This window comes from Pseudomonas sp. AP19 (assembly GCF_001728855.1).
GTDB lineage: Bacteria > Pseudomonadota > Gammaproteobacteria > Pseudomonadales > Pseudomonadaceae > Aquipseudomonas > Aquipseudomonas fluorescens.
Window position 1 is genome coordinate 179,674 of record NZ_LXJP01000001.1, and the last position, 19,713, is coordinate 199,386.

General features: G+C 60.9%; 11 protein-coding genes. 6 read left to right on the forward strand and 5 right to left on the reverse strand.

What is annotated here, in order from left to right; genetic code table 11:
- Positions 1-188: 188 nt before the first annotated feature.
- The 3 genes from putP to A7D21_RS00815 all read left to right on the forward strand — a co-directional run bounded on the left by putP (position 189) and on the right by A7D21_RS00815 (position 4,638).
- A complete protein-coding gene (putP, locus tag A7D21_RS00805; protein WP_053253991.1) occupies positions 189-1,673 on the forward strand; it encodes a sodium/proline symporter PutP in 1,485 nt (494 codons plus the stop codon).
- 203 nt (positions 1,674-1,876) lie between these two features.
- Positions 1,877-3,886 (forward strand): type VI secretion system tip protein VgrG, encoded by a 2,010-nt coding sequence (locus A7D21_RS00810; protein ID WP_069550866.1) that lies wholly within the window; start codon positions 1,877-1,879, stop codon positions 3,884-3,886.
- A gap of 26 nt (positions 3,887-3,912) precedes the next feature.
- Positions 3,913-4,638, forward strand: a complete 726-nt coding sequence (locus A7D21_RS00815) for a DUF4123 domain-containing protein (RefSeq protein ID WP_069550867.1) — start codon at positions 3,913-3,915, stop codon at positions 4,636-4,638.
- Here A7D21_RS00815 and A7D21_RS00820 read toward each other — a convergent pair.
- The gene (locus tag A7D21_RS00820) at positions 4,630-5,901 is read right to left on the reverse strand and encodes an O-acetylhomoserine aminocarboxypropyltransferase/cysteine synthase family protein (protein ID WP_069550868.1); all 1,272 of its coding nucleotides are present in this window, start codon (positions 5,899-5,901) and stop codon (positions 4,630-4,632) included. The two genes, A7D21_RS00815 and A7D21_RS00820, sit on opposite strands and share 9 nt — an antisense overlap.
- Before the next feature lie 250 nt (positions 5,902-6,151).
- Between A7D21_RS00820 and A7D21_RS00825 the strand changes: the two genes are divergently transcribed.
- Positions 6,152-6,988 carry a 23S rRNA (adenine(2030)-N(6))-methyltransferase RlmJ gene (locus tag A7D21_RS00825; RefSeq protein ID WP_017138523.1) on the forward strand — a complete coding sequence of 279 codons (837 nt, stop codon included), beginning with the start codon at positions 6,152-6,154 and terminating at the stop codon, positions 6,986-6,988.
- Between the two features lie 144 nt (positions 6,989-7,132).
- Here the strand turns inward: A7D21_RS00825 and msrA are convergent, their stop codons facing one another.
- The 4 genes from msrA to aceE all read right to left on the reverse strand — a co-directional run bounded on the left by msrA (position 7,133) and on the right by aceE (position 15,168).
- Positions 7,133-7,780 (reverse strand): peptide-methionine (S)-S-oxide reductase MsrA, encoded by a 648-nt coding sequence (msrA, locus tag A7D21_RS00830; protein ID WP_069550869.1) that lies wholly within the window; start codon positions 7,778-7,780, stop codon positions 7,133-7,135.
- A gap of 72 nt (positions 7,781-7,852) precedes the next feature.
- Positions 7,853-10,546: a bifunctional diguanylate cyclase/phosphodiesterase gene (locus A7D21_RS00835; protein WP_053253996.1), complete on the reverse strand. Its 2,694-nt coding sequence runs from the start codon at positions 10,544-10,546 to the stop codon at positions 7,853-7,855.
- Between the two features lie 318 nt (positions 10,547-10,864).
- Positions 10,865-12,511: a dihydrolipoyllysine-residue acetyltransferase gene (gene aceF, locus A7D21_RS00840; protein ID WP_053253997.1), complete on the reverse strand. Its 1,647-nt coding sequence runs from the start codon at positions 12,509-12,511 to the stop codon at positions 10,865-10,867.
- An 11-nt stretch (positions 12,512-12,522) separates the two neighbouring features.
- On the reverse strand, positions 12,523-15,168 hold the full coding sequence (gene aceE / locus A7D21_RS00845) for a pyruvate dehydrogenase (acetyl-transferring), homodimeric type (RefSeq protein ID WP_017138519.1): 2,646 nt from the start codon (positions 15,166-15,168) through the stop codon (positions 12,523-12,525).
- A gap of 383 nt (positions 15,169-15,551) precedes the next feature.
- On the opposite strand from aceE, the gene glnE reads away from it, so the two are divergent.
- Positions 15,552-18,491: a bifunctional [glutamate--ammonia ligase]-adenylyl-L-tyrosine phosphorylase/[glutamate--ammonia-ligase] adenylyltransferase gene (gene glnE, locus A7D21_RS00850; RefSeq protein ID WP_069550870.1), complete on the forward strand. Its 2,940-nt coding sequence runs from the start codon at positions 15,552-15,554 to the stop codon at positions 18,489-18,491.
- Between the two features lie 186 nt (positions 18,492-18,677).
- Positions 18,678-19,712, forward strand: coding sequence for a lipopolysaccharide heptosyltransferase II (waaF, locus tag A7D21_RS00855; protein ID WP_053253999.1), 1,035 nt, complete (start codon positions 18,678-18,680; stop codon positions 19,710-19,712).
- The last annotated feature ends 1 nt before the right edge of the window (position 19,713 follow it).

A 19,713-nucleotide genomic window follows, 5' to 3' on the forward strand; every position in this document is an offset into this window, starting at 1 on the left:
TTTGCTTTGTTGAATAGCATTCGCGGCCAAGGTGCAACCACCTTCACGGTTCGGTTCATCGGCTGGCGGCTTTCCTGGGGAAACGTCAGTCATAAATGCGCGGCAACCAGTTACGTTTACTCACTGAACCAGTGGGTGGCGTCTGACAGACCGTCGCTACATAAAAACAAAGCCAGGGCGTCACTCTTATGAGCGTTAGTAATCCTACCCTGATCACGTTCGTGATCTACATCGCAGCAATGGTGCTGATTGGCTTAATGGCCTATCGCTCCACCAACAACCTTTCCGATTACATCCTCGGCGGTCGCAGCCTCGGTAGCGTGGTCACAGCCTTGTCGGCCGGTGCTTCCGATATGAGCGGCTGGTTGTTGATGGGCCTGCCGGGCGCGATCTACATGTCCGGCCTGTCGGAAAGCTGGATCGCCATCGGCCTGATCGTCGGTGCCTACCTGAACTGGTTGTTCGTGGCCGGCCGCCTGCGGGTGCAGACCGAGCACAACGGTGACGCCCTGACGCTGCCGGATTACTTCTCCAGCCGTTTCGAAGACAAAAGCGGCCTGCTGCGGATCATCTCTGCGGTGGTGATTCTGGTGTTCTTCACCATCTATTGCGCCTCCGGCATCGTCGCCGGTGCCCGCCTGTTTGAAAGCACGTTCGGCATGTCCTACGAGACGGCGCTGTGGGCCGGCGCTGCGGCGACGATTGCCTACACCTTCGTTGGTGGTTTCCTTGCCGTCAGCTGGACCGATACCGTCCAAGCCACGCTGATGATCTTCGCCCTGATCCTCACGCCGATCATCGTGCTGTTGGCCACCGGCGGCATCGACACCACGTTCCTGGCGATCGAAGCCAAGAACCCGGACAACTTCAACATGCTGAAAAACACCTCGTTCATCGGCATCATCTCGCTGATGGGCTGGGGTTTGGGTTACTTCGGCCAGCCGCACATCCTCGCGCGCTTCATGGCGGCGGATTCGGTGAAGTCGATTGCCAAGGCGCGCCGTATTTCCATGACCTGGATGATCCTGTGCCTGGGCGGCACTGTGGCGGTGGGCTTCTTCGGTATCGCTTACTTCTCGGCGCACCCTGAAGTCGCGGGGCCGGTTACCGAGAACCACGAGCGTGTGTTCATTGAACTGGCCAAGCTGCTGTTCAACCCATGGATCGCTGGCGTGCTGTTGTCGGCCATTCTGGCGGCTGTCATGAGTACCCTGAGCTGCCAGTTGCTGGTGTGCTCCAGCGCCTTGACTGAAGACTTCTACAAAACCTTCCTGCGCAAAAACGCTTCCCAGGTTGAACTGGTGTGGGTCGGTCGTGCCATGGTGCTGTTGGTTGCCCTGATTGCTATCGCTATGGCAGCTAACCCGGACAACCGCGTACTGGGTCTGGTCAGCTACGCCTGGGCCGGTTTCGGCGCTGCGTTTGGTCCGGTTGTACTGATCTCGGTGATCTGGAAAGGCATGACCCGCAACGGCGCATTGGCGGGCATTCTGGTGGGCGCTATCACCGTAATCGTGTGGAAGCATTTCAACCTGCTGGGCCTGTACGAAATCATTCCAGGCTTTATCTTCGCCAGCTTGGCGATCTACTTCGTGAGCAAGCTGGGCGCACCGACGGTAGGTATGGTCGAGCGTTTTGATGCTGCGGAAAAAGACTACAACCTCAACAAGTAATTCTTCCGGCGTTTAGCGCCCGATGAGCTGAGAAAAGGCCCGCCATCCGTAGGATGCGGGCTTTTTTTTGCGTGCGATTTACGTCGGCCGCAAGAGCATTCGGACGCGTGCGTGTAGGGCTTTACTGATTTTCCCGAGGCGTGCTCAGCCGGGCGCAGCAGTGGTGCAGAATCTGGCGCCTACCCTTCGCAGAGAAACACCGGATGTTCGCTCCTGCCAATCAAAGTGCCTTTAACCTAACCCTGGATGGCGTTGCGTGCGACCTTAAAGTCTATAGCTTCAAAGGTCATGAGGCGCTCAGCCAGCCTTATCGTTTTGAGCTTGAGCTGGTCAGCGAGCAACCCGATATCGACCTCGAAAGCATGCTGCATCGCCAGGTGTATCTGGGTTTTGATGAACGCGGCCATGGCGTGCACGGCTTGGTTTACCGGGTGGCCCAGGGCGATTCCGGACGACGTCTTACGCGCTACCAGGTTAGCCTTGTGCCGCAATTGGCCTACCTGATGCACAGCAGCCATCAGCGTATTTTCCAGCACAAGACCGTGCCGCAGATCGTTGCGCTGGTGCTGGTGGGGCAGGGGATTCAGAGCGACCGCTTCGAGTTTCGGCTGAGCGGTCATTACCCGCAGCGTGAATATTGTGTGCAGTTCGGGGAGACCGATCTGGCGTTCATTCAGCGCCTGTGTGCCGAGCAGGGGATTCACTATCACTTCCAGCATTCGCCGGAGGGGCACCGGCTGGTGTTTGGCGATGACCAGACAGTGTTTACCCAGGCTGATCAGCCGACCCCGTACTCACCCGGTTCCGGAATGGTGGCGGGCGCGCCGGCGATCAAACGGTTTGCGGTGCAATTGGAAACCCGTACGACGTCAGTGAGCGTGCGCGATTACGACTTCCGCAAGCCACGCCTGGCGTTGCAGAGCGAAGTCGCCGGCGAGGCGCTTCCCACGCTGGAGGAGCAACGCTACCCCGGTCAATTTTCCGACCGCCTGCATGGCAAATACCTCGCACAGCGCGGTTTGGAACGCCACCGCCGGGACGCTCGCATCGCCCACGGTGAAGGTGATGAGCCGGGGTTGGTCTGCGGGCGTTTCCTCAAGCTGAGCGGGCACCCACGTGAAGAATGGAACAACGTGTGGCTGCTGACGCACGTCACCCACGAAGGCAAACAACCCCAAGTGCTCGAGGAGGCCGTGACTGAGGTCGACGGCGGGGATTTTCGCCAGGGCTATCGCAACGCATTCATCGCTGCGCCGTGGGACGTGATCTTTCGTCCGCCCATGCCTGAGCAGCAGCGTCCGACCCTTGCGGGTTACCAGAACGCGGTGGTCACCGGCCCAGCCGACAGCGAAATCCACTGCGATGAATACGGGCGAGTCAAAGTGCAGATGGCCTGGGATCGCGACGGGGCGCATGACGACCATTCCAGTTGCTGGCTGCGAGTCGCCAGTGCCTGGGCCCATGACCGTTATGGTTCGGTGCTGATCCCCAGGGTTGGCATGGAAGTCCTGGTCGGCTTCGTCAATGGCGATATGGATATGCCCCTGGTGATGGGGTGCCTGCCCAACGCCGCGACACCGGTGCCGCTGGACCTGCCGGCGGACAAGACCCGCAGCATTTTGCGCAGTCACAGCAGCCCGGGCGGGGGTGGCTACAACGAACTGCGGATTGAGGACCGCAAGGGCGCCGAGGAAATCTACCTGCGTGCCCAGCGTGATTGGACCCAGCACGTGCTGCATGACCAGCAGGTCCAGGTTGATAACCTGCGCCGGGTGAGGGTCGGTGGCGAGTCCCATCATGAGCTTCAAGGTGAAGAGCAGCGCATCACCCACGGCAACCGCCTGGCCGAGCTCAAGCAGGACGATCACCTGGTGATTGGCGGGTCGCAACAGGTGCGGGCAGGTCGGAGCATTCAGATCGGCGCAGGGCAAAGCGTCGTCATCGACGCGGGCGCCACCGTGACGATCCAGGCCGGAGGGCAGTCGATCACGGTGTCGGCAGCCGGCATATTCAGCAGTGTGCCGATTCAGCTTGGCGGTGCGCCCGGCCCCGCCGCTGCGCCGTTAATGGCGGGAGTGAAAGAAAAACTGCTGGCGGTTATTCCCGCACCCTTAAGCCGCGTGCAAGTGGCCAGCCTGAAACGCAGCGCTCCGTTTTGCGAAGAGTGTGAGCGCTGCAAGAACGGTCAATGTGATATCACCCGACACCTTTAAGCTTAATTTAAAAGGAATTGCCCCTCATGCCTCACGCTTTGGCGCCACGCGCTTGGCTGGCTCAATGCCCTTTGTTACCCAATGAGCAGATTTTTGTGCTGCTCAGCGGAACCAGCGACGCCAAACCAGTTGCCGCTTGGCAAGCCATGGCTGCCGGTGCGCCACTCCGGGCGATCTGGGCAGGCTCAGCCTATGCGCAGTGGCGCGAGGTAATGCCTTATGTCGGGCTCATTGAGCCCGGCAGTCCCTTCCTCGACTGGGTCGCTACCACCGAGTCAACGGATTGGGGCTGGCTGGCGGTTTCATCCAGCCTGCCGGAAACGGTGGTCGCGCACCTGCAAAGCTTGACCAAGGTGTTTGTGCACAGTGACCAGGCCGTGTTTTTGCGCTTCTGGGATGCTGCGCAGTTTCTGCCGATTGTGCGCAACCTGGGTGACGAGACGGGGAGCGTGTTGCCGGTGTTCCAGCGGTATCTGATCAATGGCCAACCGCTGACCGTTGCGACGGGGCCCGTCACCGCCGCCAACGTCAGCCCATGGTGGCGAGTGCCAGAGTCGTTGCTGGGGCACCTGGCAGCGCGATCGCCCCACGTGCTGGTCGACAACCTGCTGCAATGGCTCGAAGAACAGCGCCCTGACCTGTACACCGCCTTTAAGCCGGCGACCTTGCGGCACAAGGTCGCCTACTGCGTGCGCAGGCCGGACATCAGCCATGAAGCGCTGATCTATGACCTCGCCTCAGCGTTAAGTTGAACCCAATGCCTGCTGCAGGTCTTCGATCAGGTCCTCAATCGCCTCGATGCCCACTGACAGACGAATCATCTCCGGCTTCACGCCTGCCTTGGTCTGTTCCTGCTCGTTCATCTGTCGGTGAGTCGTGGACGCGGGGTGGCAGGCCAGTGATTTGGCGTCGCCAATATTCACCAGGCGTTTGAAGATTTGCAGGGCGTCGTAGAAGCGCACGCCAGCGTCATAGCCGCCCTTTAAGCCAAAGGAGAGAATCGCCGAGGGTTTGCCCTGCATGTATTTTTGCGCCAGTGCGTGGTGCGGGTGGTCCGGTAGCCCGGCGTAGCTGACCCACTCCACCTCGGTGTGGCTTTGCAAAAACTGCGCAACTTTCAGCGCGTTCTCGGTATGGCGCTCCATGCGCAGGGCCAGGGTTTCCAGGCCTTGCAGCAACAGGAATGCGTTCATCGGTGCGAGGGCTGCGCCGGTATTGCGCAACGGCACGGTACGGGCGCGGGCGATGAAAGCGGCAGGGCCGAATTTTTCGGTGTAGACCACGCCGTGGTAGGCCGGCTCGGGCTGGTTGAGGCCGGGAAATTTCTCGGGGTATTGGGACCACGGGAAGGTGCCGCTGTCGACGATCACGCCGCCGAGGGAGTTGCCATGGCCGCCGACGTATTTCGTCACCGAGTGCACCACGATGTCGGCGCCGAACTGGATCGGTTTGCACAGGATTGGCGTGGCCACGGTGTTGTCCACCATCAGCGGGACACCCCGGGCGTGGGCGACTTTCGCCAGGGCTTCGATATCGATGATATTGCCGGCCGGGTTGCCGATGCTTTCGCAATACACCAGCTTGGTGTTGTCGTCGATCAGTTCGGCGATGGCTTCGGCGCTGTCGTTGCGAGCGAAACGCACATCGACGCCAAAGCTCGGTAACAGGTGGGCGAACAGGGTGTAGGTGCCGCCATAGAGTTGCGGGGTGGTGACAATATTGTCACCGGCGCGGGTCAGGGTCTGGATTGCGTAGTGGATCGCCGCGCTGCCGGCCGATACGGCCAGGGCGGCAATGCCGCCTTCAAGCGCGGCGAGACGCTGTTCCAGCACGTCGTTGGTGGGGTTCATGATTCGCGTGTAGATGTTGCCGGGGACGTCCAGGTTGAAGAGGTCGGCGCCGTGTTGGGCGTTATCGAATTCGAAGGCGACGTTCTGGTAGATCGGCACAGCGACCGCCTTGGTGGTCGGGTCCGATTTGAAGCCGTGATGCAGTGCAATAGTGGCGTCTTTCATGATGGTGATAGACCTCCTTGGATTCATGGGTGCCCCCGAACACGGCGGGAACTGGCTTGCCGGCGATAGCGTCAGCGCGGTGTACGGGTAATACCGCGTCGCTTGCACCGCGGGCAAGCCTGCTGCCATAGGTGGAATTAGACTGTTTTCTGCGGTGTACCTGTGTTTGTGACATAAGCACCGCCCGACACGCAGCCCTGCACCTTTGCCCCTGTTGAAGGTAAACTTCGCCCCCTGCGCAGGAGCAACCATGAATTATCGTCACGCCTTTCACGCCGGCAACCACGCCGATGTCTTCAAACACCTGACTTTGACCCGCCTCATCGCCCTGATGTCGCGCAAGGAGCAGCCGTTCGCCTACCTCGACACCCACGCCGGGATCGGTCTGTACGACTTGCAGGGCGACCAGGCCAACCGCACCGGTGAATACCTGGAAGGCATTGCGCGTCTGTGGGGCGAAAGCGATCTGCCGCCGCTGACCGCCGACTACATGCGCGTGCTGCACGAAATGAACCCGGATGGCCAGTTGCGTTACTACCCGGGCTCGCCGGAGCTCGCGCGCCGCCTCACGCGGCCTCAGGATCGGGTGTTGCTCAATGAGAAACACCCGGAAGACGGCGTACTGCTCAAGGACAACATGAAAGGTGATCGCCGGGTCAAAGTGCACCTGGGCGAAGGCTGGCATGTGCCGCGTGCGCTGTTGCCGGTGCCGGAGAAACGCGCACTGATGCTGATTGACCCGCCGTTTGAACAACTCGATGAAATGCAGCGCTGCGCAGCGTCCCTCAAGGAGGCGGTCAGCCGTATGCGCCAGACTGTTGCGGCGATCTGGTATCCGGTCAAGGACCAGCGCATGTTGCGCCGCTTCTACCAGGACCTGGCCGGCACCGGTGCGCCGAAGTTGCTGCGCGTGGAGTTGCTGGTGCATCCGCTGGACACGCCCAATACCCTGACCGGCTCGGGCCTGGCGATTGCCAACCCGCCGTGGGGGTTGGAGGAGGAATTGCGTGAGCTGCTGCCGTGGCTGTCCAAGAAGCTTGGCCAGACCCAGGGCGGGTGGCAGATGGATTGGCTCATCGCTGAGTAATCAGATCTCAAGCCAAAACACAAAGCTAAAAGCTAAATGTGGGAGCGGGCTTGCTCGCGAAGACGGAGTGTCAGTTAACAGATATGTCGACTGATACACCGCATTCGCGAGCAAGCCCGCTCCCACATTTGAACTGCGCAAGTCTTAGATCGGGCAGGTGACGCCCGTGCCACCGATCCCGCAATAGCCCTGCGGATTCTTCGCCAGGTACTGCTGGTGGTACGCCTCGGCGAAATACACCGTCGGCGCTTCGTCGATTTCTGTGGTGATGGTGCCCAGCCCGGCCTTGGTCAGTTCACTCTGATACGCCTGGGCGCTGGCCTTCGCCGCCTCCAGATGCTCAGGTTTCACCGCGTAGATCACCGAGCGGTACTGGCTGCCGATGTCATTGCCCTGGCGCATCCCTTGGGTGGGGTTGTGCAGTTCCCAGAACATTTTCAGCAGTTCTTCGTAGCTGATCTTGTCTTGGTCAAACACCACCAGCACCACTTCGCTGTGGCCGGTCAGGCCTGAGCAGACTTCTTCGTACGTCGGGTTCGGCGTGTAACCGCCGGCGTACCCGACGACGGTGCTGACCACGCCGTCGCGCTGCCAGAATTTGCGCTCCGCACCCCAGAAGCAACCGAGGCCGAATATCGCGAACTCTACGTTATCGACAAATGGACCCAGCAGCGGGTTGCCGTTGACGAAATGCGTTTCCGGCAGCTTCATCGGGGTTTCACGGCCAGGCAAAGCTTGTTCTTGAGTAGGCAGCACGTTTTTGTTCACCAGAATTTCCGAGCGCAAGACCATGATCAGTCCTCTCAGTCAGATTGAGTTATGTAATAAGACAGACAGCCAGTGTGCCCGAGTGTTACAGCGCTGTCAGGCGATAGGCCCGCGAGGATAGCGTTTAAGCTTCTCAAGCAGCTCTGCACCGGGGATTGGCCGGTCGAACAGGTAGCCCTGGCCCACATCGCAGCGATGCCGGCGCAGGAACGCCAGTTGCTCGCTGGTTTCGATGCCTTCGGCCACCACCTTGAGCTTGAGGTTGTGGGCCATGGCGATCACCGCCGAGGTGATTTCCATGTCGTCCTGGTTGTCCGGGATTTCGTGGATAAAGCTGCGATCGATCTTGATGATGTCGATGGGGAATTTTTTCAAATAACTCAGCGAGGAGTAGCCGGTGCCGAAGTCGTCCATGGCCAGGGTCAGGCCAAAGCTCTTCAACTGATCCAGCTGCAGGCGCGTGTCTTCGGTGGCCTCCAGCAGCAGGCCTTCTGTCAGTTCCAGCTCCAGCAGATTGGCGGGCAGCTGTTCTTCCTTGAGGATCGTGGCGATCGACGCCACGAGGTCCGGATCGGAGAATTGTTTGGGCGACAAGTTGATCGCCACCTGCAGATTACCCATGCCGGCGGCGCTCAACTGCTTGCTCATGCGGCAGGCCTGGCGCGCGATCCATTTGCCGATAGGAATGATCAGGCCGGTCTCTTCAGCCACGCTGATAAATTGATCGGGGCGGATCATGCCCTTTTCCGGATGGTTCCAGCGTAACAGCGCTTCCATGCCCAGCAAGCGACCGCTGCGCAGGCACAGCTTGGGCTGGTAGAACACGTCCAGCTCGTTCTGGGTCAGGGCGCGGCGCAGGTTGTTTTCCACGAACAGCTTGTAACTGGCTTCGGCATTCAGGGCTTCGGTAAACACCTGCACCTGGTGTTTGCCGTTGGCCTTGGCCTTGTGCAGGGCGAGCCCGGCGTTACGCATCAGGGTCTGTGGGTCACGCCCGTGCAGCGGCGCGCAAGCCAGGCCCACGGAGCCGGTGACACTGATCAACTGGTTGTCGACGAACATCGGTTTGTCGAGGGTTGCCAGCAACTGGCTGGCAACCTGCTGGCCGCTTTCCAGGTCAGCGTCGTCAAGCAACACCGCAAACTCGTTACTGGCAAAGCGCGCCAGGCTGCCGCCGGCACTCAGGCTGTTACGCAGACGGCGAGCCAGGCTGATCAGCAGCTTGTCGCCGGTCTGGTGGCCGAGGCTGTCGTTGATCCGCTTGAAGTTATCGATGTCCACCAGCAGCAGGCTGATCGGGCTGTCGCTGTCGCGGGCAAAGCGTTCATCCAGGTTGCGGATAAACGCCGGGCGGTTGCCCAGGTTGGTCAGGTTGTCGGTGTAGGCCAGGCGTTCAATACGCTGCTGGGCCAGCTTGGTCTGGGTGATGTCTTCGTAGATGCCGATGTAGTGGGTCAGCTCACGGTTGTCGCCATACACCTTGGAGATCGACAGCTGGCCCCAGTACGGTTCGAGGTTTTTGCGTCGGCTCTTGAATTCACCCTGCCAGCTGTTGCTCTTGGCCAGGCTGGATGGCGCGTCGAAGAGCAGTTCGCTGAGATTTTCCAAGGCCGGCAGTTGCGCGAGGCGGTGGCCATGGACTTCTTCGGCGCTGTACTGGGTGATTGCGGTAAAGCTCGGGTTGACGTACTCCACCACGCCGTCACAGTTGACCAGCAAAAAGGCGTTGGCGCTTTGCTCAACCGCACGCTGGAACAGGTGCAACGCGCTGGTGGCGGTGCGCCGGTTGTGGTTGTTGATCACTTGTGCGAACTGGTCCGCCAGCTCGCCGGCAAAGGCGATCTCATCGGTCTGCCAGGCGCGCGAGCTGCCGCTCTGTTCCAGGCACAGCACGCCGATGACCTGGCCATCAACGCGGATACTCGCGTCGAGCATCGCGTGCACATCCTTGGCGCGCAGGTTCTCCGCCATTTCCCGGGTGCGTGGGTCACGCATTGCATGGGTGGCGTCGATGGCGCGGCTCGAATGCAGGGCTTCCAGGTAGTCCGGGAAATTACTGGCGTCGATCGCTTCGGGCAGATGATGCTGTTGGTCGGCGCGGTGGTAGGCCGAGATCGGTACCAGGCGCTGGCCTTCAAGGTTCCAGATGCTTGCGCAGTCGATCTGGTAGATGTCGCACGCACTGCGGGTGATCAGCTCGGCGGCTTCTTGCAGCGAATTGGGCGTGGTGTAGCGCTGGCGTGCCAGCAGCAGGATCAGCTCCTGTTGAGCGCGTACCCGTTCCAGGTGCTGCAACTGTTCCTGTTGGGCGCGCTGGTTGAGCTCCAGGGCGATCTGCAGGCGGCTGTTCTGGTTTTCCAGGTCTGCGGTCGGGGCGGTTACGGGCGCTTCGCTGAACAGCCCGTCGACCACCATCAGGTAGCCGCGCACCAAGTGACGATTGTGTTGTTTGTAAGCCTCGCCCATTTCCAACAGGCTCAGCGGGCCGTCGCTGGTGTGCAGGGTGTAGCGCACCAGGTAATGCGGGCTCTGGGACAGTTGCTGCTGGATCGCATCGTGCAGTTGATAGCGCACCTGAGGTTCCATCAGGCTGGCGTAGGGAGTGCCGACCAGCGCGCACAGTTCGACCGCTGGCAGGCCGAATTGGCGCTCGCAATTGGGGTCGAGGTACAGCAGCGCCCAGCTTGCCTCATTAAGCCGCTCGAAACGCAGCATACCGAGGCGCGAAGGCACCGGTAACTGCGTCACTACCTCGGCCGCCATACGGGCGACATCGGGTTGGCTTTTCATGGGGAAACTCGCTTGGAAAAATGCGCACGGCGCCGGGCTCACGCCCTCTTTACTGTCGCCTGCGGCAAGGTTGCATCATGCAGCACGCACTGACAAGAGAGGATGAAGGCTAAGTGCTATAAGGCTGTTATCGGCCGCGAGAGCGGTTTCTGCAATCGGGGTGATGGGTGGCGTATTGACGCAGCCTCGACGCGCCTGGCGCGGACAAAAAAAGCAGGCGAAAAAAAGCCCCGCCAATTGGCGGGGTTGAGGTACGAGCGTGGCGCTCGGAAATCGGTGCAGCCAGGCCTCCCCGGTGACAGGGAGGCCCGTTGATGCTTACAGCAGGATGGTGCGGATGTCGTTCAGCAGTTGGCTCAAACGCTGCGTGAAACGTGCAGCGGCAGCGCCGTTGATCACACGGTGATCGTAGGACAACGACAGCGGCAACATCAGTTTCGGCTGGAACGCTTTACCGTCCCATACAGGCTGGATAGTGGCCTTGGAAACACCCAGGATCGCCACTTCCGGCGCATTGACGATTGGCGTGAAGCCAGTGCCGCCAATGTGACCGAGGCTGGAGATGGTGAAGCACGCGCCCTGCATATCGTCTGCGGTGAGCTTTTTGTCGCGGGCCTTGGCAGCCAGCGCAGCCGCTTCGGCAGCGAGTTGCAGCAGGCTCTTCTGGTCGACGTTCTTGATGACCGGTACCAGCAGGCCATCCGGGGTGTCGACGGCAAAGCCGATGTGCACGTACTTCTTGCGAATGATCGCCTTGCCGCTGGGTGCCAGCGAACTGTTGAAGTCCGGCAGTTCCTTGAGCAGGTGCGCGCAAGCCTTGAGCAGCAGCGGCAGCACGGTCAGTTTCACGCCGGCCTTCTCGGCCACGGCTTTCTGCGCAACGCGGAAAGCTTCCAGGTCGGTGATGTCGGCCTGGTCGAACTGGGTCACGTGCGGAATGTTCAGCCAGCTGCGGTGCAGGCTCGACGCGCCGATTTGCATCAGGCGGGTCATCGGCACTTCTTCGGTTTCGCCGAAGCGGCTGAAGTCCACGACCGGAATCGGTGGAATACCAGCACCACCGGTAGCGCCGCCGGCAGCCGGAGCTTCCTTGGCTTTCTGCATCATGGCTTTGACGTAAACCTGCACGTCTTCCTTCAGCACGCGACCGTGAGGGCCGGTGGCCGACACAGCGTTGAGCTCAACGCCGAACTCACGGGCCAGCTGACGCACGGCAGGGCCGGCGTGAACCTTGGCACCGCTTGGCGCAGGGGCAGCCGCCGCAGGGGCCGGTGCGGCCTCGGCTTTTGCAGCCGGTGCAGGTGCGGCAGCGGCCGGGGCCGCTTCAGCCTTGGCTGCTGGCGCGGCAGCCGGTGCCGGAGCCGCCGGGGCAGCAGCGCCTTGTACTTTCAGCTTGAGGATGAAGTCGCCAGTGCCGACTTCGTCTTCCAGCTTGACCGCAATGCTTTCCACCACGCCGGCAGCCGGCGAAGGGATTTCCATGGAGGCCTTGTCGGACTCCAGGGTGATCAGCGACTGGTCGGCTTCGACGGTGTCGCCGACCTTGACCAGCAGCTCAATGATCTTGGCCTTGCCCGACGAACCGATGTCCGGAACATGAATGTCCTGAACAGTGGCAGCGGCGGGTGCAGCAGCCGGGGCGGCTGGAGCCTCGGCGGCGGCAGGCTTTTCAGCAGCCGGTGCAGGTGCAGCAGCGGCAGCAGGTGCTGCCGCAGGGGCCGCATCCGCGGCACCTTCGATTTCCAGCTCCAGCAGTTCGTCGCCTTCTTTCAGGCGATCGCCCAGCTTCACTTTCAGGCTCTTGACCACGCCGGCCTTGGGAGCAGGGATTTCCATGCTCGCCTTGTCCGATTCCAGGGTCAGGATGCTCTGGTCGGCTTCGACTTTGTCGCCGACCTTCACAAACAGCTCGATTACTTCACCTTCACCGCTGCCGATGTCAGGTACGCGAATGAGTTCGCTCACAAAAAGTCTCCTCAGCAGTCCAGTGGGTTGCGTTTTTCCGGGTTGATCCCGAACTTGACGATAGCGTCAGCCACCACCTTAGGTTCGATCTCACCACGGTCAGCCAAGGCTTCCAGGGCTGCCAACACCACGAAATGACGGTCGACTTCGAAGAAGTGACGCAGCTTCTTGCGGCTGTCACTGCGGCCGAAACCGTCGGTGCCCAGGACTTTGAATTCCTTGGACGGGACCCACTGGCGAATTTGTTCAGCGAACAGTTTCATGTAGTCGGTAGAGGCAATGACTGGACCCTTACGGCCGGCCAGGCACTCTTCGACATAGCTCTTCGCAGGCTTCTGACCTGGGTGCAGGCGGTTGTTGCGCTCGACCGCCAGGCCGTCGCGACGCAGTTCGTTGAAGCTGGTAACGCTCCAGACGTCAGCGCCAACGTTGAACTCTTCACGCAGGATCTTCGCCGCTTCACGGACTTCACGCAGGATGGTGCCGGAGCCCATCAGCTGCACGTGGTGCGCCGCTTCCTTGGTGTCTTCTTCGAGCAGGTACATGCCCTTGATGATGCCTTCCTCGACACCGGCCGGCATGGCTGGCTGCTGGTAGGACTCGTTCATCACGGTGATGTAGTAGAAAACGTCCTGCTGCTCTTCGGTCATCTTCTTCATGCCGTCCTGGATGATCACCGCCAGCTCGTAGCCGTAGGTTGGATCAAAGGTGCGGCAGTTCGGGATGGTGGCAGCCAGGATGTGGCTGTGACCGTCTTCGTGTTGCAGGCCTTCGCCGTTCAGCGTGGTCCGGCCGGCGGTGCCGCCGATCAGGAAGCCGCGGGTACGGCTGTCGCCTGCTGCCCACGCCAGGTCGCCGATACGCTGGAAGCCGAACATCGAGTAGAAGATGTAGAACGGCAGCATCGGCTGGTTGTGGCTGGAGTACGAAGTACCGGCAGCGATGAAGGAGCTCATGGCGCCCGCTTCGTTGATGCCTTCTTCGAGGATCTGGCCCTTCTTGTCTTCCTTGTAGAACATCACCTGGTCTTTATCGACTGGCTCGTAGAGCTGGCCGACGGAGGAGTAGATGCCCAACTGACGGAACATGCCTTCCATACCGAAGGTACGGGCTTCGTCCGGGATGATCGGGACGATACGCGAGCCGATTTCCTTGTCCTTGACCAGTTGCGCGAGGATTCGCACGAAGGCCATGGTGGTGGAGATTTCACGGTCGCCCGAGCCGTCCAGGATCGCCTTGAGGGTATCCAGTGGCGGTGTCGGAATGTCGAAGGACTTGGCGCGGCGCTGTGGCACGAAACCGCCCAGTGCAGTGCGACGCTCGCTGAGGTAGCGGGCTTCGGCGCTGTTTGGCTCTGGCTTGAAGAACGGCAGGTTCTCCAGCTCTTCGTCCTTGACCGGGATGTCGAAGCGGTCGCGGAACAGCTTCAGGCTTTCAACATCAACCTTCTTGGTGTTGTGCGCAGTGTTTTTCGCTTCGCCGGCACCGGTGCCATAACCCTTGATGGTCTTGGCCAGGATGACGGTCGGTTGTTCTTTGTGGTTGACCGCTTCGTGGTACGCCGCGTAGACCTTGTACGGGTCGTGGCCGCCACGGTTGAGTTTCCAGATTTCGTCGTCGGACAGGTCTGCAACCATCGCCTTGAGTTCAGGCGTGTTGAAGAAGTGTTCACGCACGAACGCGCCGTCTTTGGCTTTGTAGTTCTGGTACTCGCCGTCGATGACTTCGTCCATGCGACGTTGCAGGATACCGTCGACGTCTTTGGCCAGCAGTGGGTCCCAGAAGCGACCCCAGATGACTTTGGTCACGTTCCACTGAGCACCGCGGAACACACCTTCGAGTTCCTGGATGATCTTGCCGTTGCCGCGAACCGGGCCGTCGAGGCGCTGCAGGTTGCAGTTGATGACGAAGATCAGGTTGTCGAGCTTCTCGCGGCCGGCCAGGGAGATGGCGCCCAGGGATTCCGGCTCGTCACACTCGCCGTCGCCCAGGAAGCACCAGACTTTCTGCTTGCCTTCAGGGATGAAGCCACGGGCTTCCAGGTACTTCATGAAGCGTGCCTGGTAGATCGCCTGGATCGGGCCAAGGCCCATGGATACCGTCGGGAACTGCCAGAAATCAGGCATCAGCCAAGGGTGCGGGTACGACGACAGGCCGTTACCGTCCACTTCCTGGCGGAAGTTGTTCATGTGTTCTTCGGTGATGCGGCCTTCCATGAACGCACGGGCGTAAACGCCTGGCGAGGTGTGGCCCTGGAAGTAGATCAGGTCGCCGCCGTGTTCGTCGGTCGGGGCCTGGAAGAAGTAGTTGAAGCCAATGTCATACAGAGTTGCGCTGGACGCGAAGCTGGAGATGTGACCGCCCAGGTCAGAATCTTTCAAGTTCGTGCGCATTACCATCGCCATGGCGTTCCAACGTACCAGCGAGCGAATGCGGCGTTCCATGAACAGGTCGCCAGGCATGCGTGCTTCGTGGGTAACGGGGATGGTGTTGCGGTATGGCGTAGTGATGGCGTAAGGCAGTTGCGAGCCGCTGCGGGTCGCGAGTTCGCCCATACGGGTCATCAAATAGTGAGCACGGTCTTCGCCTTCTTTGTCGAGAACCGATTCCAGGGCGTCCAGCCATTCCTGGGTTTCGACGGGATCGAGGTCTTGCATGGCTTGCTCCAGGGCGGAAAGGCTACCAGAATCGGTTGCCTGAAGTTTGCGACTGGCCTTGTGGGCAGACGACATAAATTCTTGGATGGCCGAAGGTTGCTTCGGCGTCCTGTAGTTTTACTACAAATCGTCGGCCATTTCAGCCTTTCGAATGTATATACGAGTAGTAAAACTACACAAGACTGAGCGGATTGCTCGGTCTGGCTGGTGAGCATAATCGTTATTGTTGATCTTTTGCGAACAAGAAAAGGTGAAAGTTTGATGTTGCCTGCCAAGATTAATTTAATTTCAGCTATTTATAACCTTTGTTCGACAGTCCTTCACCGAGCGTGGTTCTTGCGTTCACAGCAACAAGCCATTTACGCGCCGATCAAGGATAGACCATGAGCCTCCCAACACTCGCCGAATTACCGGCCATTCTCTTGCCTTACGCCAGCCGGGCCGAGCAGTCATTTCGTGACGCAGTGGCCGCGCTGGACGACGATCATGGCCTTTCTGCGTGGACGCCGCAACGGTGGGCCGACTTTGTCCGGGTATGCGCCGCCAGTGATTTCGTCATTGAACAGAGCGTTCGTGACCCTTTGATGTTGCTCGAACTGGTGGCCTGGGGCGAGTTGGACCGGGGCTTCGCGCCCGGCGAACTGTGCAGCCAGATCGCGGGCGCTGTGCAACAGGCCGAAACAGAAGATGAGCTGGGCCGTGTGTTGCGCCGCCAGCGCACGCGCCAACAAGTGCGCATTATTTGGCGCGACCTGACCCGACAAGCGGACCTGGTGCAAACCTGCCGCGACCTCTCCGACATGGCTGACGCTTGTATCGATCAGGCCTACCAGTGGCTGTACCAGCGCCACTGCGTGCAGTTCGGCACGCCGACCGGCCGGCGCAGCGGTGAAGCCCAGCACATGGTCATCCTCGGCATGGGCAAGCTCGGCGCGGTGGAGCTGAACCTGTCTTCGGATATCGACCTGATCTTCGCCTACCCAGAAGGCGGCGAGACAGTGGGCGTGAAGCGCGCGCTGGATAACCAGGAGTTTTTCATTCGGCTTGGTCAAAAACTGATCAAGGCCCTCGACCCGATGACCGTCGACGGTTTTGTGTTCCGTGTCGACATGCGCCTGCGGCCATATGGCTCGGCCGGCGCGTTGGTGCTCAGTTTCAATGCGCTGGAACAGTACTACCAGGACCAGGGCCGCGACTGGGAGCGCTACGCCATGATCAAGGCGCGGGTAGTGGCCGGTGATCAGGTGGCCGGTGCGCAGTTGCTCGACATGCTGCGACCCTTCGTCTATCGGCGGTACCTGGATTTTTCCGCCATTGAAGCGCTGCGCACCATGAAGCAGCTGATCCAGCAGGAAGTACGGCGCAAAGGCATGGCCGACAACATCAAGCTGGGCTCGGGCGGCATCCGCGAGGTGGAATTTATCGCGCAGGCGTTCCAATTGATCCATGGTGGCCGCGACCTGAGCCTGCAACAGAGGCCGTTGCTCAATGTGTTGGGGACCCTGGAAGGCCAGGGCTACCTGCCATCGGCCGTGATCGCCGAGTTGCGCAATGGCTACGAGTTTTTGCGTTACACCGAACACGCCATCCAGGCAATTGCCGACCGGCAGACGCAAATGCTCCCGGACGGCCCGGAAGACCAGGCGCGCATTGCCTTTATGCTGGGCTTTGCCGATTGGGCGGCATTCCATGAGCGCCTGATGTACTGGCGTGGCCGTGTGGACTGGCATTTCCGCCAGGTGATCGCTGACCCTGACGAGGAAGAAGGCGAAGAAAGCGAATTGGTTGTGGGTGGTGAGTGGTTGCCGCTGTGGGAAGAGTCCCAGGATGAAGAGGCCGCCTGCCGGCAGTTGGCCGAAGGTGGCTTTACTGACGCGACCAAAGCGCTCAAGGCCTTGGCCGGCCTGCGTGGCAGCCCGCAATTGCGCGCCATGCAGCGTCTGGGGCGCGAACGGCTGGATGCTTTTATTCCGCGCCTGCTGGCCCAGGCGGTCGAGCACGCCAACCCGGACCTGGTACTGGAGCGCGTCTTGCCGCTGGTGGAGGCTGTCGCCCGCCGTTCGGCCTACCTCGTGCTGCTGACCGAAAACCCTGACGCCCTGCGCCGGCTGTTGACGCTGTGCGCCGCCAGCCCGTGGATCGCCGAACAAATCACCCGCTTTCCGCTGCTGCTCGACGAACTGCTCAATGAAGGCCGCCTGTTCAAGCCGCCGTTGGCACCGGAGCTCGCCGCAGAGCTGCGCGAGCGCCTTACGCGGATTCCCGAGGATGACCTCGAACAGCAAATGGAAGCCCTGCGCCACTTCAAGCTGGCCCACCGCCTGCGTGTCGCGGCTTCGGAAATCGCCGGCAGCCTGCCGCTGATGAAGGTCAGCGATTACCTGACCTGGCTGGCCGAGGCGATTCTCGAACAAGTGCTGGCCCTGGCCTGGCGCCAGACCGTGGCGCGCCACGGCTCGCCGCAGCGGGTGGACGGCAGCCTGTGCAATCCGGGTTTTATCATCGTCGGTTACGGCAAGGTCGGCGGGATCGAACTGGGGCATGGTTCGGACCTGGACCTGGTGTTTATCCATGACGGTGACCCGCAGGCCGAAACCGACGGCGCCAAGCCGATCGACGGTGCGCAGTTTTTTACACGGTTGGGCCAGCGCATCATTCACCTGCTGACCACCCAAACCAACTCGGGCCAGTTGTATGAAGTGGACATGCGCCTGCGACCTTCGGGCGCGTCCGGTTTGCTGGTCAGTTCACTGGGAGCGTTTGAGCGCTATCAGGAGAATGAAGCCTGGACCTGGGAGCATCAGGCCCTGATCCGCGCTCGGGTGCTGGTGGGCAGCGAGGATGTCGGCCACGCGTTCGAGCACGTCCGCGCCAAGGTGCTGGGGCGTGAGCGGGACTTGGCGAAGCTGCGTCAGGAGGTCAGCGAGATGCGCGCCAAGATGCGCGATAACCTGGGCACCCGCACTACGGCGGCCGGTACCGGCGCCAATGCGTTCGAGCCGACGGCGGCGTTCGACCTCAAGCAGGACGCCGGAGGTATCGTCGATATTGAATTTATGGTGCAATACGCCGCTTTGGCGTGGTCTGCGCAACATCCATCGTTGCTGCGCTACACCGACAATATCCGCATTCTGGAAGGCCTGGAGCAGGTTGGGCTGATGCCCGCTGCCGATGCCCATCTGCTGCGCGAGGTGTATAAGGCCTACCGTTCCGCCGCGCACCGCCAGGCCTTGCAAAACGAGGCCGGTACGGTGGCCGGGGATCAGTTCGCCGACGAACGGCGCCAGGTGATGCGAATCTGGCAAGCGCTGGGGTTAAGCTGATACTCGACTGATATGTGGGCGCTGGCTTGCCTGCGATGCAAGCGACTCGGTGTAGCAGGCCTGCCGAGGCGATGCCATCGCAGGCAAGCCAGCTCCCACACAAAGCGGTTCCCAGGTCCACCGCGACTGGCAGTAATTATTGAGGCGGGGAGGCATAAGCCTCCCCGCATCGTTTGTGGAAACTACATGAATATTCTGATCGTTGGGCCCAGTTGGGTCGGTGACATGGTGATGGCGCAGACACTGTTCCAGTGCCTGAAACAGCGTCATCCCGACTGCCAAATCGACGTGCTCGCCCCTGAGTGGAGCCGGCCGATCCTTGAGCGCATGCCCGAGGTGCGCAAGGCCTTGAGCTTCCCGCTCGGCCACGGCGCACTCGAATTGGCGACGCGCCGACGCATCGGCAAATCCATGCGCGGCCAGTACGACCAGGCGATCCTGCTGCCCAACTCGCTGAAATCGGCGCTGGTGCCGTACTTTGCCGGCATCCCTAAACGTACCGGCTGGCGCGGCGAGTTTCGCTATGTGCTGCTCAATGACGTGCGCACCCTCGACAAGGCGCGTTACCCGCTGATGATCGAGCGCTTCATGGCCCTGGCCTACGAGCCCGGTGCCGAGTTGCCGACAGCGTACCCGCGCCCGAGCCTGCAGATCGACCCGGTTACGCGCGACGCGGCCCTGGCCAAGTTCGGCCTGATGCTCGACCGTCCGGTACTCGCGCTTTGCCCAGGCGCCGAGTTTGGCGAGTCCAAGCGCTGGCCGTCGGAGCATTACGCCAAAGTCGCCGAAATGAAGATTCGTGAAGGCTGGCAGGTGTGGCTGTTCGGTTCGAAAAACGATCACTCGGTGGGTGAGGACATTCGCCAGCGCCTGATTCCCGGCCTGCGCGAAGAAGCCGTGAACCTCAGTGGCGACACGTCGTTGGCCGAGGCTATCGACCTGTTGTCCTGCGCCGACGCGGTGGTGTCCAACGATTCGGGCCTGATGCATGTGGCGGCGGCGTTGAATCGCCCGTTGGTGGCCGTTTACGGCTCGACCTCTCCCGGCTTCACCCCGCCATTGGCCGACAAGGTCGAAGTGGTGCGCCTGGGCCTGGAGTGCAGCCCGTGTTTTGACCGCACCTGCCGTTTCGGCCACTACAATTGCCTGCGCCAGTTGCTGCCGCAACCGGTCAGCGATGCCTTGCAGCGGTTGCAGGGCTCTGTGGTCGAGGTCCGTTAGT